The organism is Salmonella sp. SJTUF15570 (assembly GCF_043357055.1).
In the GTDB taxonomy this organism is placed as follows: Bacteria; Pseudomonadota; Gammaproteobacteria; order Enterobacterales; family Enterobacteriaceae; genus Salmonella; species Salmonella enterica.
Window position 1 is genome coordinate 381,656 of sequence record NZ_JBEUKJ010000003.1, and the last position, 25,499, is coordinate 407,154.

General features: G+C 52.0%; 20 protein-coding genes. 15 read left to right on the forward strand and 5 right to left on the reverse strand.

Going from position 1 to position 25,499, the window contains the following annotated elements; all coding sequences use genetic code 11:
- Entirely contained in the window at positions 1 to 2,430 is a 2,430-nt protein-coding gene (locus tag ABVN44_RS08230; RefSeq protein WP_023231680.1) for a DMSO/selenate family reductase complex A subunit, read from the reverse strand.
- A gap of 374 nt (positions 2,431 to 2,804) precedes the next feature.
- On the opposite strand from ABVN44_RS08230, the gene ABVN44_RS08235 reads away from it, so the two are divergent.
- The 5 genes from ABVN44_RS08235 (at position 2,805) to fumA (ending at position 8,964) form a co-directional block, all read left to right on the forward strand.
- A complete protein-coding gene (locus ABVN44_RS08235) occupies positions 2,805 to 4,436 on the forward strand; it encodes a sensor histidine kinase (protein WP_023137205.1) in 1,632 nt (543 codons plus the stop codon).
- Entirely contained in the window at positions 4,433 to 5,152 is a 720-nt protein-coding gene (gene dcuR / locus ABVN44_RS08240) for a two-component system response regulator DcuR (protein ID WP_000611307.1), read from the forward strand. Before ABVN44_RS08235 ends, dcuR begins: the two co-directional genes overlap by 4 nt.
- 316 nt (positions 5,153 to 5,468) lie before the next feature.
- Positions 5,469 to 5,735: a hypothetical protein gene (locus ABVN44_RS08245; RefSeq protein WP_001530565.1), complete on the forward strand. Its 267-nt coding sequence runs from the start codon at positions 5,469 to 5,471 to the stop codon at positions 5,733 to 5,735.
- 146 nt (positions 5,736 to 5,881) lie between these two features.
- Positions 5,882 to 7,222, forward strand: coding sequence for an anaerobic C4-dicarboxylate transporter DcuB (dcuB, locus tag ABVN44_RS08250; RefSeq protein WP_000899149.1), 1,341 nt, complete (start codon positions 5,882 to 5,884; stop codon positions 7,220 to 7,222).
- A gap of 95 nt (positions 7,223 to 7,317) precedes the next feature.
- On the forward strand, positions 7,318 to 8,964 hold the full coding sequence (fumA, locus tag ABVN44_RS08255) for a class I fumarate hydratase FumA (RefSeq protein WP_000037196.1): 1,647 nt from the start codon (positions 7,318 to 7,320) through the stop codon (positions 8,962 to 8,964).
- Positions 8,965 to 9,061: 97 nt separating this feature from the next.
- Here fumA and melB read toward each other — a convergent pair whose 3' ends face one another.
- Positions 9,062 to 10,492 carry a melibiose:sodium transporter MelB gene (melB, locus tag ABVN44_RS08260; protein ID WP_000028070.1) on the reverse strand — a complete coding sequence of 477 codons (1,431 nt, stop codon included), beginning with the start codon at positions 10,490 to 10,492 and terminating at the stop codon, positions 9,062 to 9,064.
- Between the two features lie 83 nt (positions 10,493 to 10,575).
- Positions 10,576 to 11,931, reverse strand: a complete 1,356-nt coding sequence (melA, locus tag ABVN44_RS08265; protein WP_077248397.1) for an alpha-galactosidase — start codon at positions 11,929 to 11,931, stop codon at positions 10,576 to 10,578.
- Between the two features lie 268 nt (positions 11,932 to 12,199).
- Here melA and melR point away from each other — a divergent pair, with 268 nt between their 5' ends.
- From melR to pmrB, 7 genes are all read left to right on the forward strand, one after another.
- Positions 12,200 to 13,132 carry a transcriptional regulator MelR gene (melR, locus tag ABVN44_RS08270; protein ID WP_000106992.1) on the forward strand — a complete coding sequence of 311 codons (933 nt, stop codon included), beginning with the start codon at positions 12,200 to 12,202 and terminating at the stop codon, positions 13,130 to 13,132.
- 232 nt (positions 13,133 to 13,364) lie between these two features.
- Positions 13,365 to 15,632, forward strand: a complete 2,268-nt coding sequence (adiA, locus tag ABVN44_RS08275) for an arginine decarboxylase (RefSeq protein WP_001538051.1) — start codon at positions 13,365 to 13,367, stop codon at positions 15,630 to 15,632.
- A gap of 297 nt (positions 15,633 to 15,929) precedes the next feature.
- Entirely contained in the window at positions 15,930 to 16,691 is a 762-nt protein-coding gene (locus ABVN44_RS08280) for an AraC family transcriptional regulator (protein ID WP_001217083.1), read from the forward strand.
- Between the two features lie 139 nt (positions 16,692 to 16,830).
- On the forward strand, positions 16,831 to 18,168 hold the full coding sequence (adiC, locus tag ABVN44_RS08285; protein ID WP_000093130.1) for an arginine/agmatine antiporter: 1,338 nt from the start codon (positions 16,831 to 16,833) through the stop codon (positions 18,166 to 18,168).
- A 133-nt stretch (positions 18,169 to 18,301) separates the two neighbouring features.
- Positions 18,302 to 19,945 carry a phosphoethanolamine transferase EptA gene (gene eptA / locus ABVN44_RS08290; protein WP_001534544.1) on the forward strand — a complete coding sequence of 548 codons (1,644 nt, stop codon included), beginning with the start codon at positions 18,302 to 18,304 and terminating at the stop codon, positions 19,943 to 19,945.
- A complete protein-coding gene (gene pmrA, locus ABVN44_RS08295; RefSeq protein ID WP_000697899.1) occupies positions 19,942 to 20,610 on the forward strand; it encodes a two-component system response regulator PmrA in 669 nt (222 codons plus the stop codon). The genes eptA and pmrA overlap by 4 nt, the downstream gene beginning before the upstream one ends.
- A 9-nt stretch (positions 20,611 to 20,619) precedes the next feature.
- Complete coding sequence (gene pmrB, locus ABVN44_RS08300) at positions 20,620 to 21,690, forward strand: two-component system sensor histidine kinase PmrB (RefSeq protein ID WP_001212189.1); 1,071 nt, start codon at positions 20,620 to 20,622, stop codon at positions 21,688 to 21,690.
- Positions 21,691 to 21,697: 7 nt separating this feature from the next.
- On the opposite strand, the gene pmrR is transcribed toward pmrB, so the two are convergent.
- Entirely contained in the window at positions 21,698 to 21,787 is a 90-nt protein-coding gene (gene pmrR / locus ABVN44_RS08305; RefSeq protein WP_000844399.1) for an LpxT activity modulator PmrR, read from the reverse strand.
- Positions 21,788 to 21,856: 69 nt separating this feature from the next.
- Positions 21,857 to 23,359 carry a glycine betaine/L-proline transporter ProP gene (gene proP, locus ABVN44_RS08310; RefSeq protein WP_000919710.1) on the reverse strand — a complete coding sequence of 501 codons (1,503 nt, stop codon included), beginning with the start codon at positions 23,357 to 23,359 and terminating at the stop codon, positions 21,857 to 21,859.
- 467 nt (positions 23,360 to 23,826) lie between these two features.
- Here proP and ABVN44_RS08315 point away from each other — a divergent pair, with 467 nt between their 5' ends.
- The 3 genes from ABVN44_RS08315 to phnO all read left to right on the forward strand — a co-directional run bounded on the left by ABVN44_RS08315 (position 23,827) and on the right by phnO (position 25,311).
- Positions 23,827 to 24,162 carry a zinc ribbon domain-containing protein YjdM gene (locus ABVN44_RS08315; protein ID WP_000056482.1) on the forward strand — a complete coding sequence of 112 codons (336 nt, stop codon included), beginning with the start codon at positions 23,827 to 23,829 and terminating at the stop codon, positions 24,160 to 24,162.
- Positions 24,163 to 24,281: 119 nt separating this feature from the next.
- Complete coding sequence (yjdN, locus tag ABVN44_RS08320; RefSeq protein WP_023231869.1) at positions 24,282 to 24,725, forward strand: VOC family metalloprotein YjdN; 444 nt, start codon at positions 24,282 to 24,284, stop codon at positions 24,723 to 24,725.
- A gap of 151 nt (positions 24,726 to 24,876) precedes the next feature.
- Positions 24,877 to 25,311 (forward strand): aminoalkylphosphonate N-acetyltransferase, encoded by a 435-nt coding sequence (phnO, locus tag ABVN44_RS08325; protein WP_001549776.1) that lies wholly within the window; start codon positions 24,877 to 24,879, stop codon positions 25,309 to 25,311.
- Positions 25,312 to 25,499 lie beyond the last annotated feature (188 nt).

Below are 25,499 nucleotides of genomic sequence, written 5' to 3' on the forward strand. Positions count from 1 at the left end.
TTAAGCGCGTTTAATTTCAACCAGATTGGTATGCTGCGGATTGCCTTTCGCCAGCGGCGAAGGATGGTGGCTGGTCAGCGTATTGATACAGCCGCCGACATCAACGCCGTTGCCGTCAAGCCGCGTCCACGCGCCCTGCGGCATCGCCGCCACGCCGGGTAAAATGCGCTGGGTCACTTTACAGGGAAGCTCCACCACGCCGCGGTCATTGAATACATGCACCCGATCGCCGGACTTCAGTTGGCGGGCGCTGGCGTCAATCGGGTTAATCCAGACTTCATCCGGCACCGCCTCATGCAGCATCAGCACATTGCTGTAGGTCGAGTGGGTATGCCCTTTGGTATGGAAACCGCTTAACTGCAACGGATACTTCGCCGTCAATGCTTTGTTAAGGTGCGACTCTTTCGCCGGACAAAATTCCGGCAATGCGGGAATTCGCTCGCCTTCTGGCAAAGTCCACGTTTGCGCCAGATCCGCCAGCGCCTGGGAGTAAATTTCAATTTTGCCCGACGGCGTGGAGAGTGGATTAGCCTCGGCGTCGGCGCGGAAATCGGCAAACGCAAGGCTCTGCTGCTCGGTAGCGATACGCTGGTCAATCACACCCATCTCTTTCGCCACGCTCCACTCCGGTAGGTATGGACGTTTTTCACGGATCTGCTGATAGTGCATCTCCGCCCACTGCGCCTGAGTTCGGCCCTCGGTATATTGCTCGCGCAGTCCAAGATGCCCGGCGATATCCGCGCAGATGTCATACGTGCTGCGCACTTCCCACATCGGTTTAACGGTTTTCTGAATCGCAATCATGTAGTTATGCGATCCCGCCGCATAGGAGCTGTCCACCAGGTCTTCCGCCTCAAGATAGCTGGTCTCCGGCAACAGCAGATCCGCATACATCGCGCTGGGCGTCATATGGTTTTCAATCACGATAATGGTTTCACACAGCGATTCATCCGCGAGAATTTGACGGGTGCGGTTTGTTTCGCCGTGCTGATTCAGCAAAGTATTACCGGCCTGGTTGAAAAACAGCTTAATTCCGGTTTTTAGCCTGTCCGCGCCTTTCACGCCCATTGTCGTCGCGGTCATTTTCTCCGGGTGCTGAATGGCGTCCGTCCACAGATAGCAAGGAATAGAGGTTGTGATCGGATTCTTACCGACGGGCAACAATGGCACGCCATACGGCGTACCGTAAGGCCAGTTGCCATTGTTGGTGCCGGGCCGCCCGAAGTGGCCGGTTAACGCTGGCAGCGTCTGAATAGCACGCACGGTTTGTTCGCCGTTGGCATGACGCTGCGGCCCCCAGCCCTGGCAAATATAGCAGGCGCGCGCCGAGGCGATTTCGCGCGCCAGTTGGCGAATACGCGTTGCCGGAATTCCGGTGATATCCGCCGCCCATTCCGGGGTTTTCGCGATACCGTCATCGCCCGTGCCAAGAACATAATCTTTATAGCTGGCGTTAGGCGCAGCCGTGTCCGGCAAGGTGCTACGGTCATAACCGACGCAATAGCGGTTTACCAGCGCCTCGTCGAGAAGCTGTTCGGTAATCAGCGTATGCGCTATGCCGGCGACTAACGCAGCGTCCGTGGTTGGGCGAATCGGTAGCCATTCGGCGTGTTCGGTAATCACCGAATCGGTATAGCGCGGATCGATAATAATGACTCGGGCTTTCGAGGTTTCCAGCGCCCGGCGCAGCTCTTCAACCTGACCGCCGCCGGACATCCGCGTTTCTGAGAGATTCAGGCCAAATAGCACCACCAGATCGGAATGCGCGATCTGCGTAAAATGGCTACCAACATAGGTACCATGCATATAGGGCGTTGCCGTCGCGATTTGCGCGGTCGAGTAGGTATTATGGTAATTTAAATAGCCGCCGGTGAGATTTAACAATCGCTTCCATGCGGGCGATCCCTGCGTATGATAATATGCCCCGGATTGATAATTATAATAAATAGCTTCCCGGCCATATTGTTCGCTAACACGCGTTAATTCCGCCGCAATAAAGGCCGTAGCCTCATCCCATGAAATACGTTTAAATTTTCCTTCGCCGCGTTTTCCCACTCTTTTCATCGGATACTTAATGCGATCCGGGCTATAGACGCGCCAGCGACTGGAACGCCCACGCAGGCAGGGACGAATCTGATGCTCGCCGAATACCGCGTCATCTTTCGCGTCTTCCGGCTCAATACGCACAATGCGATCATTTTTCACGATAACCTTAAGCGGGCATCGACTGCCACAGTTGACCAGACAGGCGCTGTGCCTGACGGTTTCGCCGTTGGCATCCTTCGGTATCGGGGTATCCTGCGCCTGGGCAGTGGTAGCAAAAGGCAGCGTAATCGCCTGGCTTAGCGTCACCGCCGCCCCTACTTTTGCAGTAGCGACAATAGCATCACGTCGGGTTATGGTTGTGTTCAGCCATTTTTTTATTTCCATTTTTTATTTCTCACATTGCTTCCATAATTATTAATAATATGTAATGAAAACTAATCATAATAGATTAAATATTTGTGCTGATTGATTGTGATCAAACGCATTCTGAACGTCAGTAAAAATAAAATGTGATACCGCATACGTTATTATAAAAATTAATGAAAAATTATTTTATGTAATTCTGATGAAAATAAATTACCCATCACGGTATCCGGCGATATTAATTAACGACATGAGGTTTGCCAGTCGACATGAGCAGGTAGCGCGCCCTGCAAGGCAAGACGGGCTTTTCAACACTGGAGCAACATCGCCTATGCCTTTGAATTAGACGCCTCATCAGGGATAATAACCTTACGATTCGTCCGCTCAGGTCCACTATGAAACACTCCCTGCCATGCCGGGCGTTACGCAAACGCCCCATGAAACTCGGCACTACCGTCATTCTGATGGTCAGCGCCGTTTTGTTTTCGGTGCTCGTTGTGGTCCATCTGATCTATTTTTCGCAAATCAGCAGCATGACGCGCGACGCGCTGGCAGATAAAGCGCTGGCGGTGGCTCGCTCGCTGGCGGACTCTCCGGCAATTCGCGAGGGGCTGAAAAAACCGCCTGCGGAAAGCGGCATTCAGACGCTCGCCGAAGCGGTGAGCCAGCATAATGGCTTTTTGTTTATTGTGGTGACCAACATGCAGGGCATCCGTTATTCACACCCAGAAACGCAGCGAATCGGCCAACCGTTCAAAGGCGATGACATTCTGCTCGCGCTGCAGGGAAAGGAAAACGTTGCCATTAATCGCGGCTTTCTTGCCAAAGCGCTGCGCGTTTTCACACCGGTTTATGATGAACATCACCGGCAGATCGGCGTGGTAGCGATTGGCCTGGAACTCAGTCACGTTACGCAGCAGATCAACAATAGCCGCGGCAGTATTATCTGGTCCATTCTGTTCGGCGCTCTGGTGGGGTTATTAGGCACGTATGCGCTGGTCAAGGTGCTAAAACGTATCCTGTTTGGCCTCGAACCCTATGAGATCTCAACCCTGTTTGAACAACGCCAGGCGATGCTGCAGTCAATCAAAGAGGGCGTTATCGCCGTGGATGATAGCGGCGAAGTCACGTTGATTAACCATGCGGCGCAGGCGCTGCTCGATTATCGAAAAACGCAGGATGACGCCAGATTATCCACCCTGAGTCATGCCTGGTCGCAGGTGGTGGACATTAGCGAAGTGTTGCGTGACGGTACGCCGCGCCGCGATGAAGAGATCATCGTCAAAGGCCGCCTGCTGCTGGTGAATACCGTTCCGGTGCGCAGCAACGGCGAAATTATCGGCGCGATATCCACCTTCAGGGATAAAACAGAAGTTCGCCAACTGATGCAGCGGTTGGACGGGATGGTGAACTACGCGGATGCGCTCCGTGAACGATCCCACGAATTCATGAACAAATTACATGTGATTCTGGGATTATTGCACCTGAAGAGTTATAAGCAGCTTGAAGCGTATATTATCAAGACGGCCAATAACTATCAGGAAGAGATCGGTTTGCTGCTGGGTAAAATAAAGTCGCCGATTATCGCTGGCTTTTTGCTCAGTAAGATTACTCGCGCCTCTGATTTCGGGCACAGCCTGGTGATAAGCAGCGACAGCCAGTTACCGGATAATAACAATGAAGATCAGGTTACGGTGCTGATTACGGCGCTGGGTAATTTGATTGAAAACGCGCTGGAAGCGTTGAGCCAGGAATCCGGCGGCGAAATCAGCGTCTCGTTACACTACCGTCATGGCTGGCTGCATTGCGAAGTGAGCGATGACGGTCCGGGTATCGAACCTGAGCGCATCGAGGCGATTTTTGAAAAAGGCGTCTCGTCGAAAGGCGCCGAACGCGGCGTCGGTTTAGCGCTGGTTAAACAGCAGGTTGAAGCGCTTGGCGGCGTAATTTCCGTGGAGTCCGAGCCTGGGATCTTCACACAATTTTTTGTACAGTTACCCTGGGATGGAAAAAGGACCAGCCTATGATCAATGTATTAATTGTCGATGACGATGCGATGGTCGCGGAGTTAAATCGCCGCTATGTCGCGCAAATCTCCGGTTTTCATTGTTGTGGAACCGCTTCGACGCTGGAAAAAGCGAAAGAGTTTATCTTCAACAGTGAAAATCACATTGACCTAATCCTGCTGGATATCTACATGCAGCAGGAAAACGGATTGGATCTGCTGCCTGTCCTGCACAGCGCAGGCTGCAAAAGTGACGTTATTGTCATTTCTTCTGCCGCTGACGCCGCCACCATTAAAGATTCGCTTCACTACGGCGTGGTGGATTATCTGATCAAGCCTTTTCAGGCCACGCGCTTTGAAGAAGCGTTGACCGGCTGGCTACGTAAGAAAACGGCGATGGAAAAACGCCAGTATTACGAACAGTCTGAGCTTGACCTGCTCATTCACGGTAATTCATCCAGCGAGCAGGAGCCTCGTCGGCTGCCAAAAGGGCTGACGCAGCAAACGCTACGCACCTTATGCCAGTGGATTGATGCGCATCAGGAGCAGGAATTTTCTACCGACGAGTTGGCCAACGAAGTGAATATCTCGCGCGTCTCCTGCCGTAAATATCTCATCTGGCTGGTGAATTGCCATATCTTGTTTACCAGTATTCATTACGGCGTGACCGGCAGGCCGGTTTACCGCTACCGCGTTCAGCCGGAACATTACTCTTTACTGAAACAATATTGTCAGTAAGGATACCGCATAAAGCCGACGTGAAGCGTTATATCCTGGTAACATTTATTATAACAATGCCAATAAAAACGCTATCACATTAATAACAAACCTGGGAAATTGTGTCAGATCAAATATACTCAACCCAGGCCTGTTAACGTTATTTTCTATTATTACAGCGCTATGCGCTGTTTTTAATTTCAAAACGCTAACAAAAGTTAATTAAGTATTATCCCATGCCGAGAGTGTGTATTTTTATTAAAAAAGGGATTTGTCCGGAATTTTCCTGACACTTAAATAAAATTATGTTTGTAGCAATGGAGCTTGTGCTACGCCTATGGACAATACGTATATTGGTGAGCAGATACGCGTCTCCACACGCCATACTAATAATTTAAAAAAATGGCGTGACAATGATCACATAAGTCACATTCTGTTCGCTTTATCTCGTGATTTACCTGATGGCGAGACACAAAAATTAAAGAATAAACGCCTGTTTTTAAAACAGACAAATCATAATTTACTGCTCTCGCTGACTCCACCTGCCCATCGCCAGAGGGTACTCCCCTCTGAACATCACCATCGCAAGAAAATAATTACTTAAAGCAACTCTGTAAAAAGCTTAATCGTTAATCGTCGCCACTGGCGCATTGAATATTCGCCATTTCCTGATGCTCATTCACACAAATCAGAAGATGGCTGTGATCCATTTATCAAAATTGACTGGGTTTATCGCGAGGATAAATAAAAATGTTATTTAGTATACAGCTTCTCATAATATTAATATGTCTGTTTTATGGCGCCCGAAAGGGCGGGATCGCGCTCGGGTTGTTGGGCGGTATTGGTCTGGTCATTCTGGTGTTTGTTTTCCATCTCCAGCCAGGTAAACCGCCCGTTGACGTAATGCTGGTCATTATCGCGGTAGTCGCCGCGTCGGCGACGTTGCAGGCGTCAGGCGGGCTGGATGTGATGCTGCAGATTGCCGAAAAGCTGCTGCGTCGCAACCCCAAATACGTCTCTATTGTGGCGCCGTTCGTCACCTGTACCCTGACGATTCTGTGTGGGACAGGCCACGTGGTCTACACCATTTTGCCGATTATCTATGATGTGGCGATCAAGAATAATATCCGTCCGGAACGTCCAATGGCGGCCAGTTCTATCGGCGCGCAAATGGGCATCATCGCCAGTCCGGTTTCCGTCGCCGTTGTTTCTCTGGTAGCGATGCTGGGCAACGTGACATTTGACGGAAAACATCTGGAGTTCCTCGATCTGCTGTCGATCACCATCCCGTCTACCCTGCTCGGTATCCTGGCAATCGGTATTTTTAGTTGGTTCCGCGGTAAAGATCTGGATAAAGACGAAGCATTTCAGAAATTTATTTCCGTACCGGAAAACCGTCAGTACGTGTACGGCGATACCGCGACGCTGCTGGATAAAAAACTGCCGAAAAGCAACTGGCTGGCGATGTGGATCTTCCTGGCGGCGATTGCCGTGGTCGCTCTCCTGGGCGCGGACTCCGACTTACGTCCAACCTTCGGCGGCAAACCGTTGTCGATGGTGCTGGTCATTCAGATGTTCATGCTGCTGACCGGGGCGCTCATTATCATCCTGACCAAAACCAATCCTGCGTCTATCTCAAAAAACGAAGTTTTTCGTTCCGGTATGATTGCGATTGTCGCGGTATACGGGATCGCCTGGATGGCGGAAACCATGTTCGGCGCGCATATGTCGGAAATTCAGGGCGTGCTGGGCGAAATGGTCAAAGAGTATCCGTGGGCCTACGCCATCGTTCTGCTGCTGGTCTCCAAGTTTGTTAACTCCCAGGCAGCGGCGCTGGCGGCGATTGTTCCCGTCGCGCTGGCTATCGGTGTCGATCCGGCGTATATCGTGGCCTCTGCGCCGGCATGTTATGGCTACTATATCCTGCCGACCTACCCAAGCGATCTGGCGGCGATTCAGTTTGACCGTTCCGGCACAACCCGTATTGGCCGCTTCGTCATTAACCACAGCTTCATTCTGCCGGGTTTGATTGGCGTGAGCGTCTCCTGCGTCTTTGGCTGGATCTTTGCCGCAATGTACGGATTCCTGTAATGGCCGCGCGCGCCGCCCGGTTATGCGCGGCGCGCGACTTAGAGTCTGGCCCATGAGGCTCTTAATACATTTTCTTACTATTAGGCTGGAAGCACATGTCGAAAAAAGAGTTTATCTATCAGGCGCCTTTCCCGATGGGAGAGGACAAAACAGAGTATTATCTGCTCACCTCCGATTATGTCAGCGTCAGTGAATTCAACGGAGAATCTATCCTCAACGTTGAGCCGCAGGCGTTAACGTTGCTGGCTCAGCAGGCCTTCCATGATGCGTCTTTTATGCTCCGTCCTGAACACCAGCAGCAAGTCGCCGCCATTCTCCATGACCCCGAAGCCAGCGAAAACGACAAATATGTGGCGTTGCAATTCCTGAGAAACTCCGAGATCGCCGCCAAAGGCATTCTGCCGACCTGCCAGGATACCGGCACGGCGATTATCATGGGTAAAAAAGGCCAACGCGTCTGGACGGGCGGCGGTGATGAAGCCGCGCTCTCCAAAGGCGTGTTTAATACCTATATCGAAGATAACCTGCGCTACTCGCAGAACGCGCCGCTGAATATGTACAAAGAGGTCAATACCGGCAGCAACCTGCCAGCGCAAATCGATCTTTATGCCGTCGACGGCGACGAGTACAAGTTCCTTTGCGTGGCGAAAGGCGGCGGTTCAGCAAACAAAACGTATCTCTATCAGGAGACCAAAGCGCTGCTCACCCCAGGCAAGCTGAAAAACTTCCTCGTTGAGAAAATGCGCACGCTGGGCACCGCGGCCTGTCCGCCATACCATATCGCCTTTGTCATTGGCGGCACCTCGGCGGAAAGCACGCTGAAAACCGTTAAACTCGCCAGCACCCACTATTACGACGCGCTGCCGACGGAAGGTAACGAGCACGGCCAGGCATTCCGCGATCTCCACCTGGAACAGGAACTGCTGGAAGAAGCGCAAAAACTTGGCCTCGGCGCCCAGTTCGGCGGGAAATATTTCGCCCACGATATTCGCGTAATTCGCCTGCCGCGTCACGGCGCTTCCTGTCCGGTGGGGATGGGCGTCTCCTGCTCGGCAGACCGTAACATCAAAGCGAAAATCAACCGCGAAGGCATCTGGATCGAAAAACTGGAACACAATCCGGGCCAGTATATTCCGCCAGCGCTGCGTCAGGCGGGCGAAGGCGACGCGGTGAAAGTCGATCTCAACCGTCCGATGAAAGAGATCCTCGCCCAGCTATCGCAGTACCCGGTCTCGACTCGCCTGTCGCTGACGGGCACCATTATCGTAGGTCGCGATATCGCCCACGCGAAGCTAAAAGAGCGTATTGAATCCGGCGAAGACCTGCCGCAGTATATTAAAGACCATCCCATCTATTACGCAGGCCCGGCCAAAACCCCGGCAGGTTATCCATCTGGCTCATTAGGCCCCACCACCGCAGGCCGAATGGACTCTTATGTCGATCTACTGCAATCCCACGGCGGCAGTATGATCATGCTGGCGAAAGGCAACCGTAGCCAGCAGGTCACGGATGCCTGTAAAAAACATGGCGGCTTTTATTTGGGCAGTATCGGCGGCCCGGCGGCGGTACTGGCACAGCAGAGCATTAAGCATCTGGAGTGCGTCGAGTATCCGGAACTCGGCATGGAAGCTATCTGGAAAATTGAAGTAGAAGATTTCCCGGCCTTTATCCTGGTGGATGACAAAGGCAACGATTTCTTCCAGCAGATTGTCAGCAAACAGTGCGCTAACTGCGCGAAATAACCTGGCAGGCCCGGTGTTCTCCCGGGCCGCGTTATCGGTTAATTGCCGGATGGCGCTACGCTTATCCGGCTTATCCGGCCTGCACGAGAGACCATGCTCACGCTTTTACATCGCTGGTCGCTACCACAGAAATCGCCGGGCTATCCGGCTGTTCGACGAATGGCGGCGTTTTCCGGTATTTATCCAGCAGGTGGATCTGAATTTTGCGCAGCATATCGCCGTTCAAACGGTAGTAGCGGAAGTAGAGAACCAACGTCATCATGAAAAACAGTACCGGCAGGACAATCATAATAAACTGCATCCCCTGCAGGGTTTGCGCAGACTGCGCCACGTTCGGCGTGTAGCCAATCAGCCCCAGCACCAAAGCGATAAAGAACGCCGCAAACGCCGAGCCGCCCTTCACGACCATCGTCTGTACGGAATAAGCGATACTCTCGCAGCGAATATTGAGCTTAAATTCCCCATAATCGACCGTATCCGCCACCATGATTACCTGAAGCACCCAAAAGAGCGCGGTCCCGATATTCAGGAAAATACCCGCCGCCACGATTAAAGCGGCATTATGGACATCCGCCAACGCCATCGCGAAGAGCCCTGCGCAACTCAGAACGGGCATCACGGAGGCGCCCGCCCACAATATCCGCCGCGATAACATTTTCACCAGCCGGGGGAAGACAATCAGCGTCAGCAGATTCGCCGCGCCGGCGTAAGAAAGGTAATAGGGAAAAAGATCGGCATCGCCAATCACATAGGTGAAGTAGTAGATCGCAAAGCCATTGATAATATTGGAGGCAATGTTATACGCCAGCGCCATTCCCAACAGGCAAGAGAGCTGATCGTTTTTGTATATCAATCCAACGATCGTTTTTAACGTCAGATGTGGGCGGCCCGCCGTTACACCGTTGTCGGAGGAGTACACCTCATGGACGTTGCGTAATGTCACGATAGTCGAGGCGATAAAGAACGCAATCAGCACCAGCGTAAACATCTGAAAGCCGAACCCACGATCCGCCCCGCCAACGTAGTTCACAAACGGCAGCGTTATACCGGCAGTGACGAAGCCAGCCAGACTGGCGAAGAAACGCGGGAACGGCACCAGTTGTTCGCGTTCTCGCTTATCAAGCGTAATGGTCGGCACCAGCGACCAAAATGGGATATCCATAATGGTATACGTCATGCCCCACAGGATGTAGGTTACGCAGACAAATACAACCTGCGCGGTTCCCTCAAAAAGATGGGCGCTGAACAGCAGGAAAAGCACCAGCGAATTGGTTAAGGTGCCGATCAATATCCACGGCTTAAATTTCCCCCACCGCGAACGCGTGGCGTTGACAATCCAGCCCATGATGGGATCGTTTATCGCATCCCAGATTCGCGCGACCAGAAAGAGGGTGCCGACGAGGCCGACCGAAAGTCCCACCACATCGGTGTAGTAATACATCAGGTACATATACACAATGCCGATGGCGAAATCCTTACCAAACGCACCGAACCCGTAACTCAGCTTTGTTGTCAGAGAGATGCTCATAGGGTACCGGGTCGCTGTTACCAGCGCCCGCCTTCTGTTAGTAGAGGTGAAACGCCGGATCTGCCGTCCAGCGCGGCTGGAGATTAACGGCGTAACCAGGCCGGAAGCCAGTCGCCATGCGCGGCGATCAGATCGTCAACCAACGCATAGATTTCTTCGATACCCAGCACCGCCGCGGTATGAGGGTCCATCATCGCCGCGTGATACACGCGATCGCGGTTTTCCGTGAGGATGGCTTCGGTCAACAGCGTTTGCACGTTGATGTTGGTCTGCATCATCGCCGCCAGATGAGAGGGGATCGTCCCCACCTTCGTCGGTTGAATGCCGTTGGCATCCACCAGACAAGCCACTTCCACGCAGCTTCCCTGCGGCAGGTTATCAATCAGCCCCTCATTACGCACATTGCCGTAAATCACGCTCGGCTCGCCGGTCCACAGAGCGTTCATAATGGTGCTGGCGTACTCGCGGGACGGTTTGATGTCGATACGCTCGGCGGTTTTATACTCCTCCAGCTCTTTATGCCAGTTCGCCAGTTGTTCTACGCAGCGTTTCGGATATTCATCCAGCGGCACCTTGTAGCGCGCAATCAGATCCTCGCGTCCCGGTTTAATAAACCACGGCGTGTACTCGGCAAAATGCTCTGATGATTCGGTGACGAAGTAGCCCAACTTTTTGAGCATCTCATAGCGCACAATGTTCTGGCAGCGTTCATTGCCGTGAATATTGGGCTTCGGCGCCTGTCCGGCGTCATAGGCTGCCAGCAATTCAGGATAGAGATCGACATAAGTCCCGTCAGCCGTTTTGCGCTCCAGTTCGAGGTAAAACGCCATGTGATTAATGCCGGCGCAGCGGTAGCGCAGCGAGGCGGGATCGATATTCAGGTCGCGCGCCAGTTCTTCCGCCGTTCCCTGTACCGAATGGCACAGGCCGACCTGTTTGATATGCGGATAGCGGGCATACATCGCCCAGGTATTCATCGCCATCGGGTTGACGTAATTGAGCATGGTGGCTTTCGGACAGACTTCCGTCATGTCTTCGCAAATCCGCCACAGATGCGGGATGGTCCGCAGCGCGCGCATAATGCCGCCCGGCCCCAGCGTATCGGCAATCGTCTGTTCCAGGCCATGACGCTTACAAACCTCGAAATCGGTCACGGTGCAGGGTTCATAGCCGCCAATCTGAAAGGCGACCACCACGAAATCCGCATCCTGTAGCGCCGCTTTCTGGTGGGTATGGCAGGTAATCCGGCCAGAAGCGCCCGCTGAGTCCATCAGTTTCCGTACCACAATGTGCGACTCTTCCAGCCGGGTTTCGTCAATATCCATCAGGGCGACATGCGCTGATTTTAGCGCCTCGCGGTGAAACACATCGCCGAGGATATTTTTGACGAAAATCGTAGAACCTGCGCCGATAAAGGTAATTTTGGGTGCCGTCATCATGACTCTCCAGAACAGTAGTGAACACCTTCATGGTGGCACGCGTTCCCGGTGAAAACCTCCGTCTTCCCCGATGAGCATTCCCGAAAACTCAGATCGTATGCTGACGCGCGGAAGATCTGAGTTTTTGGGACAAAATGGCGTAAAAAGCAGAGTATTCGGCCTGATAGTCAGGCTACGCTCTACAATATCGACGGATTCTGTGTCCGGATTCCCGGTTTCCTCCCGGCTAAAGGGGCATAATTCTGATAATTCAGGAAATGGAGTGACGATGAGTACGCAAGCAATATCCCTCCTCCCGCCCGACCCGCACATGTGCAACGGCGATGAAAAGCAAACCCGTAGCCCGCTGTCGCTCTATTCCGAATATCAACGACTGGACGTTGAACTGAGGCCGCCGCACAGAATGGCCAGCAGTCACTGGCATGGGCAAGTAGAAGTGAATGTTCCGTTTGACGGCGATGTGGAGTATTTAATCAACAATGAAGTCGTGCAGATAAAGCAGGGGCATATCACCCTGTTTTGGGCCTGTACGCCACACCAGCTTACCCGCCCCGGCAACTGCCGCCAGATGGCGATTTTCAGTTTGCCGATGCACCTGTTTCTCTCCTGGCCGCTGGATCGCGATCTTATCAACCACGTCACGCACGGGATGGTGGTTAAATCACTGGCGACCCAGCAGCTTAGCACCTTTGAAGTGTTGCGCTGGCAGCAGGAAACAAGCAGCCCGAATGAGCAAATTCGCCAGTTGGCGATCGATGAAATCGGCCTGATGCTTAAACGCTTTAGCCTTTCCGGCTGGCAGCCCATTTTGCTCAATAAAACATCACGCACCCACAAGAATAGCGTCTCACGCCATGCGCAGTTTTACGTAAGCCAGATGCTGGGATTTATTGCCGATAACTACGATCAGGCGCTCACCATTAACGACGTCGCGGAGCATGTCAAACTCAATGCTAATTACGCGATGGGAATATTCCAGCGGGTTATGCAATTGACGATGAAGCAGTACATCACGGCGATGCGCATCAATCACGTACGTGCCTTATTGAGCGATACTGACAAAACGATCCTCGATGTCGCTCTGACTGCCGGGTTCCGATCCAGCAGCCGTTTTTACAGTACTTTTAGCAAATTTGTCGGTATGTCGCCGCAACAATACCGCAAGCTAAGTCAGCAACGACGCCAGACGATGCCCGGCTAAAGCCGGATACCACTATCAGCCAAAAAAATAATTCACCTGTCGATAAACGGCAGGTGAAATCGCTCGATATCAATAATTAACCCATTGTTTATTAAACAATAATATCAATAACCGACCATTATTCCATCACTTTACACCCCCTATTTGACGGGGTAATACTTGCCCACGTCACATTCATACGGCGGGTCGGCAAGGCGTAAATTGCACGGCCTCCACAACCGGGTAAAAGATGATGAAAGTATTAATTGTTGAAAGTGAGTTTCTGCATCAGGACACCTGGGTTGGCAACGCGGTTGAGCGTCTGGCGGATGCCTTGAGCCAACAAAATGTTACCGTCATTAAATCGACATCCTTCGATGACGGCTATGCCATCTTGTCCGCGAACGAAGCCATTGACTGTCTGATGTTTAGCTACCAAATGGAACAACCGGATGAGCACCTGAGCGTCAGGCAATTGATCGGTAAGCTTCACGAGCGTCAGCAAAACGTGCCCGTTTTCCTGTTAGGCGACAGGGAAAAAGCGACGGCATCGCTGGACCGCGACCTGCTGGAGCTTGTCGATGAATTCGCCTGGATTCTGGAAGACACCGCTGACTTTATCGCCGGACGCGCCGTTGCCGCCATGACCCGGTATCGCCAGCAACTGTTACCACCGCTGTTTAACGCGTTGATGAAATACAGCGACATTCATGAATATTCATGGGCGGCGCCGGGACACCAGGGCGGCGTCGGTTTCACTAAAACGCCTGCCGGTCGCTTTTATCACGATTATTATGGCGAAAACCTGTTCCGCAGCGATATGGGGATTGAGCGTACCACGCTCGGTTCACTCCTCGACCATACTGGCGCGTTTGGCGAAAGCGAGAAAAACGCCGCCCGCGTATTCGGTGCTGACCGCTCCTGGTCCGTGGTTGTCGGGACCTCGGGTTCTAACCGTACTATTATGCAGGCCTGTATGACGGATAATGATGTCGTTGTACTGGATCGTAACTGCCATAAATCCATCGAACAGGGGCTGATCCTCACTGGGGCCAAACCGGTATATATGGTGCCAAGCCGTAACCGTTACGGCATTATCGGGCCAATCTACCCGCAGGAAATGCAGCCTGAAACCTTGCAGAAAAAAATCAGCGCCAGCCCGCTGACCAAAACCAAAGCCGGACAGAAACCGTCTTACAGCGTGGTGACCAACTGTACCTATGACGGCGTATGCTATAACGCCAAAGAGGCGCAGGATCTGCTGGCAAAAACCAGCGATCGCATTCACTTCGACGAAGCATGGTACGGCTATGCGCGCTTCAACCCGATTTATTGCGATCACTACGCGATGCGCGGCGAGCCAGGCGACCATAACGGTCCGACCGTGTTTGCCACCCACTCCACGCACAAACTACTGAATGCGCTTTCACAAGCTTCCTACATTCACGTCCGTGAAGGCCGTGGCGCGGTGAATTTCTCCCGCTTCAACCAGGCATATATGATGCATGCCACCACCTCTCCGTTATATGCCATCTGCGCATCCAACGATGTGGCGGTATCGATGATGGACGGTAACAGCGGCCTGTCCCTGACTCAAGAGGTGATTGACGAAGCGGTTGATTTCCGTCAGGCGATGGCGCGTCTTTATAAAGAGTTTACCGATGAAGGCGACTGGTTCTTTAAACCGTGGAATAAAGACGTCGTCACCGATCCACAAACCGGTAAAACGTATGACTTCGCCGACGCGCCGGCAAAACTGCTAGCCACTGACCAGAACTGCTGGGTCATGCGCCCCGGAGAAACCTGGCACGGCTTTAAAGACCTGCCGGATAACTGGAGTATGCTGGACCCGATTAAAGTCAGTATCCTGGCGCCGGGTATGGGCGACGATGGCGAACTGGAAGCATCCGGCGTACCTGCTGCGCTGGTCACAGCATGGCTTGGCCGCCACGGTATCGTGCCGACCCGCACCACCGACTTTCAGATTATGTTCCTGTTCTCTATGGGGGTAACTCGCGGGAAATGGGGAACGCTGATCAACACGCTGTGCTCCTTCAAACATCATTACGACGCGAATACGCCGCTGGCGCAGGTGATGCCGGAACTGGTGCAGGATTATCCTGACACTTACGCGAACATGGGTATTCATGACCTGGGCGATAAAATGTTTGCCTGGCTACGTGAAAATAACCCGGGCGCCCGTCTCAACGCCGCCTATTCCACCCTGCCGGTTGCGGAGATTACCCCGCGCGACGCCTACAACGCGATCGTGAACGACAATATTGAAATGGTGGCGATTGAAAATCTACCGGGTCGCATTGCGGCGAACTCCGTTATTCCTTACCCGCCAGGCATCCCGATGCTGCTCTCCGGCGAAAACTTTGGCGATGAAAATAGTCCGCAGGTGGGTTACTTACGCTCACTGCAATCCTGGGATCATCACTTCCCTGGCTTTGAGCATGAAACCGAAGGCACGGAAATTATTGATGGCGTATATCACGTTATGTGCGTGAAAGCCTAATCACAAAGAGTCTTTTTTTTGAGGATGGCATGTATTCCCTGAGTATTGCTGCAAAACAATAATACTGTCATACCTTTTTGCGCGGGCCCCATCCCGCGCTTTTTTTATACAAAAATGACAAGTTGCCACTCGCGTACAACTTTTTGTACACCCTAATTCATCGTACAAATATTGTAATATTATTCAGGAAAGTTATTTTAGTGCAGTTTCAATTCATCACACAATTGACTCAGTCCCCGTTATCTCTCCCGTTTGGCGAGATCCGGTCTTTTATGTTCATATTCCAGGAGTTCGGGTATGAGGATTTGCAGCAACGAGCCTTGCATAGTGTTATTAACCGAAAAAGATACATGGTTACGAGTAAATGGTAAGGAGCCAATCAGTTTAAAAGCGAATTATATGGCCATTCTGGCTTGTGAAAATAACGTTATTGACATTTCATCATTAAATAGCGTGCTAGTAATACAAGTGAGTCGCAATAATATTAAAGACTATTTACAATTCCTGAATAAAGATCTCTCACACCTTCCCGTCTGGCAACGCAACGCCGATCCCTTATTGACCGCCAACTGTCTGACGCCGGATATCTTCAGGGTCGCCGCCCGCTACAGCGCGATGGAAACACCAGATGAAATTGTTAGTGAACGTACCCGTGCGCTCCTTTTCACCGTTTTATCCCGCTTTCTTGACCACAAAAAATTTATTTCTTTGTTAATGCACATGCTGCGCAGCCGCATCAGTGACAGCGTTTACCACATCATTCAGAGCGATATTCATAAAGACTGGAATCTGAGCGCCGTTGCCAGTTGCCTGTGCCTGAGTCCAAGCTTGTTAAAGAAAAAGCTCAAAAACGAGAATACCAGTTATAGCCAAATAATCACGACCTGCCGAATGCGTTATGCCGTAAACCAATTATTAATGGACGGAAAGAATATCTCTCAAGTCTCACAGCTGTGTGGGTATAACAGCACATCGTACTTTATTTCCGTGTTTAAAGAGTTTTATGGTATGACCCCCCTGCATTATGTTAGCCAACATCGGGAACGATCGGCTGCCTAATTTTTCTACACTCAACGATAAGACACGATAATAACAGCATTGGCGATAACCCGTCTCCGACATAATTCAGCGGCATTCTGAGGGGGTATGATACGACGTAATTTATCGTAACGAAGTCACCTTTTCAGGAGTCCAAATTATGTCTTCGGATGCTGATGCTCACAAAGTGGGCCTAATCCCCGTCACCTTAATGGTATCGGGGAATATTATGGGTTCAGGGGTATTCTTACTCCCTGCCAACCTGGCGGCCACTGGCGGGATTGCAATCTACGGATGGCTGGTCACTATCATCGGCGCCCTGGCGCTGTCGATGGTTTATGCCAAAATGTCGTCCTTAGATCCCAGTCCCGGCGGTTCCTATGCCTACGCACGCCGCTGCTTCGGGCCGTTTTTGGGCTATCAAACGAACGTGCTGTACTGGCTGGCATGCTGGATCGGTAATATCGCGATGGTCGTTATCGGCGTCGGCTATCTGAGCTATTTCTTCCCGATTCTGAAAGATCCGCTGGTATTAACGCTTACCTGCGTCGCGGTGCTGTGGATTTTTGTTCTGCTGAACATCGTCGGGCCGAAAATGATTACCCGCGTACAGGCCGTCGCCACCGTACTGGCGCTGGTGCCTATCGTAGGGATTGCGGTCTTCGGCTGGTTCTGGTTTAAAGGCGAAACCTATATGGCGGCCTGGAACGTGAGCGGCATGAATACCTTCGGCGCGATTCAAAGCACGTTGAACGTCACGCTATGGTCATTCATCGGGGTAGAAAGCGCCTCCGTTGCGGCCGGTGTGGTCAAAAACCCGAAACGCAACGTGCCTATCGCCACCATCGGCGGGGTACTGATCGCCGCCGTCTGCTATGTGCTCTCCACAACGGCGATTATGGGGATGATCCCCAACGCGGCGCTGCGCGTGTCGGCATCGCCTTTCGGTGACGCGGCGCGTATGGCGCTGGGCGATACCGCAGGGGCTATTGTTTCCTTCTGTGCGGCAGCAGGTTGCCTGGGCTCTCTCGGCGGCTGGACGCTGCTTGCCGGTCAAACCGCAAAAGCGGCGGCGGACGATGGTCTCTTCCCGCCGATCTTCGCGCGGGTTAATAAAGCCGGTACGCCAGTGGCTGGGTTGCTTATCGTCGGCGTGCTGATGACTATCTTCCAGTTCAGCAGTATGTCGCCGAACGCCGCGAAAGAGTTTGGTCTGGTCTCCTCCGTGTCGGTTATCTTCACCCTGGTGCCTTATCTTTACACCTGTGCCGCGCTGTTGCTATTGGGCCACGGTCACTTTGGTAAAGCGCGCCCGCTGTATCTGCTGATTACCTTCGTCGCGTTTGTGTATTGCATCTGGGCGGTCATCGGTTCCGGCGCCAAAGAAGTGATGTGGTCGTTCGTCACGTTGATGGTGATCACCGCGCTGTATGCGTTGAATTACAACCGTATTCACAAAAACCCGTATCCGCTGGATGCGCCGGTTAAACAGGATTGACCACGTGTAGTTAATGTTATCGCAACAGGCCGGATAGCGCAGGTTATCCGGCCGCCACCAACATTAAGTTCTTAAGGTTCACTTAATTTTACTTTGTCACGATTAGCGTCACCGAATCGATGGACGCATCAACATGTTAAAGCGCTTTCTTAAAAGACCTGTTCTTGGGCAAATCGCCTGGCTTCTGCTTTTTTCCTTTTATATTGCCGTCTGCCTGAACATTGCGTTCTACAAGCAGGTACTACAAGACCTACCGTTAAACTCGCCGCGCAATGTACTGGTGTTTATTTCCATGCCGGTCGTCGCGTTTAGCGTGGTCAATAGTGTGCTGACGCTGGCCTCATTTATTTGGCTAAACCGACTGCTGGCCTGCGTTTTTATTCTGGTCGGCGCTGCCGCGCAGTATTTTATTTTGACTTACGGCATCATCATCGATCGCTCCATGATCGCCAATATGATGGATACCACGCCCGCGGAAACCTTTGCGCTGATGACGCCGCAAATGGTGCTGACTCTGGGATTAAGCGGCGTTCTGGCAGCCGTGATTGCCTTCTGGGTCAAAATCCGTCCGGCGACGCCGCGCTTACGTAGCGGGCTTTACCGCCTGGCCAGCGTCCTGATCTCTATTTTATTAGTTATTCTGGTCGCCGCCTTTTTCTATAAAGATTACGCCTCGCTATTTCGAAATAATAAACAGTTGATCAAAGCATTAAGCCCATCGAACAGTATTGTCGCCAGTTGGTCATGGTATTCGCATCAACGGCTGGCGAATTTGCCGCTGGTACGCATTGGCGAGGATGCCCATCGCAATCCATTAATGCTGAAAGGCGATCGCAAAAACCTGACGATTCTTATTGTTGGCGAAACCTCGCGCGGCGATGATTTCTCTCTTGGCGGCTATCCGCGCGACACCAATCCGCGGCTGGCGAAAGACGATGTGATCTATTTCCCGCATACCACCTCTTGCGGTACGGCGACCGCGATCTCCGTTCCCTGCATGTTTTCTGATATGCCGCGCAAACATTATGACGAAGAGCTGGCGCATCACCAGGAAGGGCTACTGGATATTATCCAGCGCGCGGGGATTAACGTACTGTGGAATGATAATGACGGCGGCTGTAAAGGCGCATGCGATCGCGTTCCGCATCAAAATGTCACCGAGCTAAACCTGCCCGGACAATGTATCGACGGCGAATGCTACGATGAAGTGTTATTTCACGGTCTGGAAGACTATATCGACCATTTGAAAGGCGATGGCGTTATTGTATTACATACCATCGGCAGCCACGGCCCAACCTATTACAACCGTTATCCACCGCAGTTTAAAAAATTTACCCCAACCTGTGACACTAACGAAATTCAGAACTGTTCCCAACAGCAGTTGATCAACACCTATGATAATACCGTGCTGTACGTGGACTATATTGTAGATAAAGCCATTAACCTGCTGAAATCTCATCAGGATAAATTCACCACCAGCCTGGTCTATCTTTCCGATCACGGCGAATCATTGGGTGAAAATGGCGTTTATTTACACGGTTTGCCGTATTCCATTGCGCCGGATACGCAAAAACATGTCCCGATGCTCATTTGGCTTTCTAAAGATTATCAACAGCGTTATCAGGTGGATCAGGCCTGCCTGCAAAAACGGGCGAGCACGCTGGATTATTCACAGGACAATCTTTTCTCAACCATGCTGGGATTAACCGGCGTACAAACGACGTATTACCAGGCCGCAGATGATATTCTGCAACCGTGCAGGAGACTAAGCGAATGAAGATACTGATTGTTGAAGACGACACGCTATTATTACAGGGGTTAATACTCGCCGCGCAAACCGAAGGCTATGCGTGTGATGGCGTTTCGACAGCGCGTGCCGCCGAGCATAGTCTGGAGTCTGGTCATTACAGTCTGATGGTGCTGGATTTAGGGCTGCCCGATGAGGATGGCCTGCATTTCCTGACGCGAATCCGACAGAAAAAATACACCCTGCCGGTACTCATTCTGACCGCCCGCGATACGCTCAATGACCGCATTACCGGGCTGGATGTCGGCGCAGATGATTATCTGGTTAAACCCTTCGCCCTGGAGGAGTTGCACGCCCGCATCCGCGCGCTGCTGCGCCGCCATAATAATCAGGGTGAAAGTGAACTGACGGTTGGCAATCTGACGCTCAATATAGGCCGCCATCAGGCATGGAGGGATGGACAGGAACTGACCCTGACGCCTAAGGAGTACGCGCTGCTCTCACGATTGATGCTCAAGGCAGGCAGTCCGGTGCACCGGGAAATTCTTTATAACGATATCTACAACTGGGATAACGAACCCTCGACCAACACTCTGGAAGTGCATATACATAATTTGCGCGACAAAGTCGGCAAGTCGCGCATTCGCACGGTTCGCGGGTTTGGCTACATGCTGGTTGCCACTGAGGAAAGCTAAGTGAGCCTGATGCGTTTTCAGCGAAGAGCGATGACCCTTCGCCAGCGTTTAATGCTGACAATTGGTCTTATTCTGCTGGTGTTCCAGTTAATCAGTACCTTCTGGTTATGGCATGAAAGCACTGAGCAAATCCAATTGTTCGAGCAGGCGCTGCGGGATAATCGCAACAACGATCGCCATATCATGCACGAAATTCGTGAGGCGGTCGCCAGCCTGATCGTCCCCGGCGTATTTATGGTTAGCCTGACGCTGCTAATTTGTTACCAGGCAGTACGGCGTATTACCCGTCCGCTCGCCGAACTGCAAAAAGAGCTGGAAGCACGGACGGCGGATAATCTGGCGCCGATCGCCATTCACAGCTCCACGCTTGAGATTGAGTCCGTCGTCTCGGCGATCAATCAACTGGTTACGCGTTTGACCACCACGCTCGACAATGAACGCCTTTTTACCGCCGATGTGGCCCATGAGCTACGCACGCCGCTGTCGGGGGTGCGTTTGCATCTGGAATTATTGTCAAAAACCCACAATGTTGATGTCGCGCCGCTTATCGCCCGTCTTGACCAGATGATGGATAGCGTCTCCCAGCTTCTGCAACTGGCGCGCGTGGGCCAGTCATTCTCTTCCGGGAATTATCAGGAAGTAAAACTGCTGGAAGATGTGATCCTCCCCTCCTACGATGAGCTGAACACCATGCTGGAAACGCGCCAGCAAACTCTGTTGCTGCCGGAAAGCGCGGCGGACGTGGTGGTGCGCGGTGACGCGACATTACTGCGTATGCTGTTGCGAAATCTGGTGGAAAACGCGCATCGCTATAGCCCTGAAGGAACCCATATCACTATCCACATTAGCGCCGACCCCGACGCTATTATGGCGGTCGAAGACGAGGGTCCGGGTATTGATGAAAGCAAATGCGGGAAGCTAAGCGAAGCGTTCGTGCGGATGGACAGCCGTTATGGCGGAATTGGCCTGGGGCTGAGTATCGTCAGCCGCATCACCCAGCTACATCAGGGACAGTTTTTCCTGCAAAACCGTACGGAAAGAACAGGCACCCGTGCCTGGGTGCTGTTGAAAAAGGCATAACAGGCGTTTAATACGTCGTGACCCACACATAGATAAAACTGCTGACAATCAGCACACTACACAGGGTCGTCAAACTTTTATAAATATAGCTTTTCATGACGCTCTCCTCCAAAGGTATGGAGGAGAGTATGCCCGCGAGAGATTAAGCGAACCTTAAGCGCGAAATTTATTCATCGATACGCGGATGTTGCTGTACCAGACGCGAACGTTTGACCTGCAGCTCCGCAATTTCCTGATCGATGTCGTCGATTTTCTGCTCAATATTATCGTAATGCTCGCCCAGAATTTCCTTCGCTTCCTGGATGTCCGACGCCGCTGGCGTTGCGCCTTTTAGCGGACGATTGGCCGTCTCTTTCATGGAAATACCGGTAATCAAGCCTATCACCGCGATGACCATCAAATAATACGCCGGCATCATCAGATCCTGCGAGCTTTCCACCAGCCAGGCCGCCAGCGTTGGCGTCAGACCGGCAATCAATACAGAGATATTAAAAGCCGCCGCCAGCGCGCTGTAACGAATATGCGTCGGAAACATCGCCGGCAATGTCGAGGCCATCACCCCGGTAAAGCAGTTCAGAATCACCGCCAGCATCAACAAACCGGCAAAAATCAGGCCAATAACGTTACTGTTAATCAGGATAAAGGCCGGGATCGCCAGCGCGAACAGCGCAATGCTGCCCATAATCACAAACGGACGACGACCGAAACGGTCGCTCAGCAGCCCCATCACCGGCTGCACAAACAGCATCCCGATCATAATGGCGATGATAATCAACACGCCATGATCTTCAGAATAGTGCAGGTTATGCGACAGGTAGCTCGGCATGTAGGTGAGCAGCATGTAGTAGGTCACGTTGGTGGCAATCACCAGACCGATACATGACAACAGGCTACGCCAGTGTTTGGTGGCAATCTCTTTAAAGGAGACTTTCGGCCCATCCTGCAACCCTTCGCGGTCGCCCTGCTCCAGTTTATCCACGTGCTGCTGAAACGCTGGCGTCTCTTCCAGCGCATGGCGTAAGTAGAGACCGATAATTCCCAATGGCAAGGCGATAAAGAACGGAATACGCCAGCCCCACTCAAGGAAATTCTCCTCGCCGACAATCGTTGAGATCAAGACCACCACGCCCGCGCCCAGCACGAACCCGGCGATGGAACCAAAATCCAGCCAGCTTCCCATAAATCCGCGTTTACGATCCGGCGAATATTCCGCGACAAAGATCGACGCGCCGGTATATTCCCCGCCAACCGAGAAGCCCTGCGCCATTTTACACAGCAACAACAGTATTGGCGCCCAGATACCGATCGTCGCGTAAGAGGGGATTAACCCGATACAGAAGGTACTGATCGACATAATCACAATCGTGATCGCCAGGATCTTCTGGCGCCCGTATTTATCGCCGAGCATACCAAAGAATAACCCGCCGAGCGGACGAATCAGGAAGGGAACGGAAAACGTGGCCAGCGCGGCAATCATCTGGACGCTGGGATCGGCGCCGGGGAAAAAGACTTTACCCAACGCGTAGGCAACAAATCCATAAACACCAAAATCAAACCACTCCATCGCGTTGCCCAGCGAGGCGGCGGTAATCGCTTTGCGAAGTTTACCATCATCAATGATGGTCACATCGCCCAGTGTAATCGGTTTTATTTTTTTCCTTTTCAGCATAGCTGTCCTCATAGGCTAAGCCCTGTAGCGCTATATACGGCGGGCACTGGCATACCGCGCCAGCGTCGCCGTCGAGCGGAGGGAGGGGCGCGAACGCTATCCCTCATACAAGCGTAGCAGGTTTACTTACACTGTCCGGTTACGGACTGTACAACCGAACCTGTTGACGCCTGAATGGGCAGTTAATGACCTTTTTACCCTAACAGGGTTTAAATATGTGATCAACTTCACACATATATGTCAATTCGGTCAAAAGGTGTAAATAAGGACGCCCTAATGCGCTGTGGTGACAGTAAAAAAGCGGTTATTCGAGTGTAAACCATTGCTGACTGGCGTGGCGCAGACCCTTTTATAAAAGCGGCAATAGTCCCGACAACGCTAAGGATTTTGTGTATAATTGCGGCCTTTTTCGGCGATCTGCCATTTTTGGGCGCGTTTGCCCCCGCTGACTTTTTGAGGATACCAACATGTCATTACCCCACTGCCCGCAATGTAACTCCGAATATACCTACGAAGATAACGGCATGTTCATCTGCCCGGAATGCGCTCACGAATGGAACGATGCGGAACCCGCTCAGGAGAGCGATGAACTGATTGTCAAAGACGCCAACGGCAACCTGCTGGCGGACGGCGATAGCGTCACCATCGTGAAAGATCTGAAAGTAAAAGGCAGCTCTTCCATGCTGAAAATCGGCACCAAAGTGAAGAACATTCGTCTGGTTGAAGGCGACCATAACATCGACTGCAAAATCGATGGTTTTGGCCCGATGAAACTGAAATCCGAGTTCGTGAAAAAGAACTGATTTACCGTGTCATTGCCCGGTAGCGCCTTGCTTACCGGGCCTGAGCGGCCCTGCCACCGACAATATTGTGCCAATTTCGAACTACACTTAACGAGCATCTCTTACCTGAGGTAACCATCATGCCGTTAAGTCCCTATCTCTCTTTTGCCGGCAACTGTGCCGACGCCATCGCGTATTATCAACAAACGTTAGGCGCAGAACTGCTTTATAAACTCAGCTTCGGTGAAATGCCCCCCTCGGCGGCGGATAACGAAGAGGGCTGCCCGTCAGGAATGCGCTTTCCCGATACTGCTATCGCCCACGCCAACATGCGCATTGCCGGCAGCGATATCATGATGAGTGATGCCAGCGCGTCGGGAAGGGCGCATTATTCCGGCGTTACGCTGGTGCTTGATACCCAGGATGTAGCAGAAGGGAAGCGCTGGTTTGATAACCTTGCCGCACAAGGGCAAATCGAAATGGACTGGCAGGAGACTTTCTGGGCGCAGGGTTTCGGCAAGGTCAGCGATCGTTTCGGTGTGCCGTGGATGATTAACGTGGTTAAACATCAGCCTGCCACCTAACTCCCCGGGAGGCTCGCCCTCCCCCTTGCCATCAGAGTGATCTTTGGCTGCACGTTATCCGCCGTTTAACTGCCATAGAATAAATAATGACGGTAGTTTGCTACAGTCTGGCGAAAGATGGTTGATCCTGATGAAGCGTCGGGAGGACATTATGCCAGTCTGTGAATTACGCCACGCGACAACAGAGGATACCGATTCTGTTTACGCGCTTATCTGTGAGTTACTTAAAAATGAGCTTGATTATCAGGCTTTCAGGGATGGATTTGCCGCTAATTTACTGGACCCCAACGTTCATTATCGTTTAGCGCTGCGCAACGGAGAGGTAGTCGGCATGATCAGCCTGCATATGCAGTTTCATCTCCATCATGCCAACTGGATTGGCGAAATTCAGGAGCTGGTGGTATTACCGCAGATGCGGGGACAAAAAGTTGGCAGTCAGCTTCTGGCCTGGGCAGAAGAAGAAGCACGTCAGGCGGGCGCCGAGCTAACGGAGCTTTCCACAAATATTAAACGCCGCGATGCACACCGTTTTTATCTTCGCGAAGGTTACAAGCAAAGTCATTTTCGGTTTACGAAAGCATTGTGATCTGGCAGCCGTCATCGGGAGATAAGGCATAACGTAATCAGCCATCACCGGGTGAAGTAGCGGAGCCATCTTAATTCTACTGTCGGCAAGCCTGGATAAAGGTTAAACGAGCTGACTCGCTTCTTTAACAAAAATGGCCCTTTTAAGTTGTAGAAATGTAAATTTATTGTCAACGAACTACACTTTTC

Bases quoted from the DNA above. Each gene is read 5' to 3' on its own strand.
- ABVN44_RS08230 (WP_023231680.1), bottom strand. From the start codon at position 2,430: ATGGAAATAAAAAAATGGCTGAACACAACCATAACCCGACGTGATGCT.
- ABVN44_RS08235 (WP_023137205.1), top strand. From the start codon at position 2,805: ATGAAACACTCCCTGCCATGCCGGGCGTTACGCAAACGCCCCATGAAA.
- dcuR (WP_000611307.1), top strand. From the start codon at position 4,433: ATGATCAATGTATTAATTGTCGATGACGATGCGATGGTCGCGGAGTTA.
- ABVN44_RS08245 (WP_001530565.1), top strand. From the start codon at position 5,469: ATGGACAATACGTATATTGGTGAGCAGATACGCGTCTCCACACGCCAT.
- dcuB (WP_000899149.1), top strand. From the start codon at position 5,882: ATGTTATTTAGTATACAGCTTCTCATAATATTAATATGTCTGTTTTAT.
- fumA (WP_000037196.1), top strand. From the start codon at position 7,318: ATGTCGAAAAAAGAGTTTATCTATCAGGCGCCTTTCCCGATGGGAGAG.
- melB (WP_000028070.1), bottom strand. From the start codon at position 10,492: ATGAGCATCTCTCTGACAACAAAGCTGAGTTACGGGTTCGGTGCGTTT.
- melA (WP_077248397.1), bottom strand. From the start codon at position 11,931: ATGATGACGGCACCCAAAATTACCTTTATCGGCGCAGGTTCTACGATT.
- melR (WP_000106992.1), top strand. From the start codon at position 12,200: ATGAGTACGCAAGCAATATCCCTCCTCCCGCCCGACCCGCACATGTGC.
- adiA (WP_001538051.1), top strand. From the start codon at position 13,365: ATGAAAGTATTAATTGTTGAAAGTGAGTTTCTGCATCAGGACACCTGG.
- ABVN44_RS08280 (WP_001217083.1), top strand. From the start codon at position 15,930: ATGAGGATTTGCAGCAACGAGCCTTGCATAGTGTTATTAACCGAAAAA.
- adiC (WP_000093130.1), top strand. From the start codon at position 16,831: ATGTCTTCGGATGCTGATGCTCACAAAGTGGGCCTAATCCCCGTCACC.
- eptA (WP_001534544.1), top strand. From the start codon at position 18,302: ATGTTAAAGCGCTTTCTTAAAAGACCTGTTCTTGGGCAAATCGCCTGG.
- pmrA (WP_000697899.1), top strand. From the start codon at position 19,942: ATGAAGATACTGATTGTTGAAGACGACACGCTATTATTACAGGGGTTA.
- pmrB (WP_001212189.1), top strand. From the start codon at position 20,620: ATGCGTTTTCAGCGAAGAGCGATGACCCTTCGCCAGCGTTTAATGCTG.
- pmrR (WP_000844399.1), bottom strand. From the start codon at position 21,787: ATGAAAAGCTATATTTATAAAAGTTTGACGACCCTGTGTAGTGTGCTG.
- proP (WP_000919710.1), bottom strand. From the start codon at position 23,359: ATGCTGAAAAGGAAAAAAATAAAACCGATTACACTGGGCGATGTGACC.
- ABVN44_RS08315 (WP_000056482.1), top strand. From the start codon at position 23,827: ATGTCATTACCCCACTGCCCGCAATGTAACTCCGAATATACCTACGAA.
- yjdN (WP_023231869.1), top strand. From the start codon at position 24,282: ATGCCGTTAAGTCCCTATCTCTCTTTTGCCGGCAACTGTGCCGACGCC.
- phnO (WP_001549776.1), top strand. From the start codon at position 24,877: ATGCCAGTCTGTGAATTACGCCACGCGACAACAGAGGATACCGATTCT.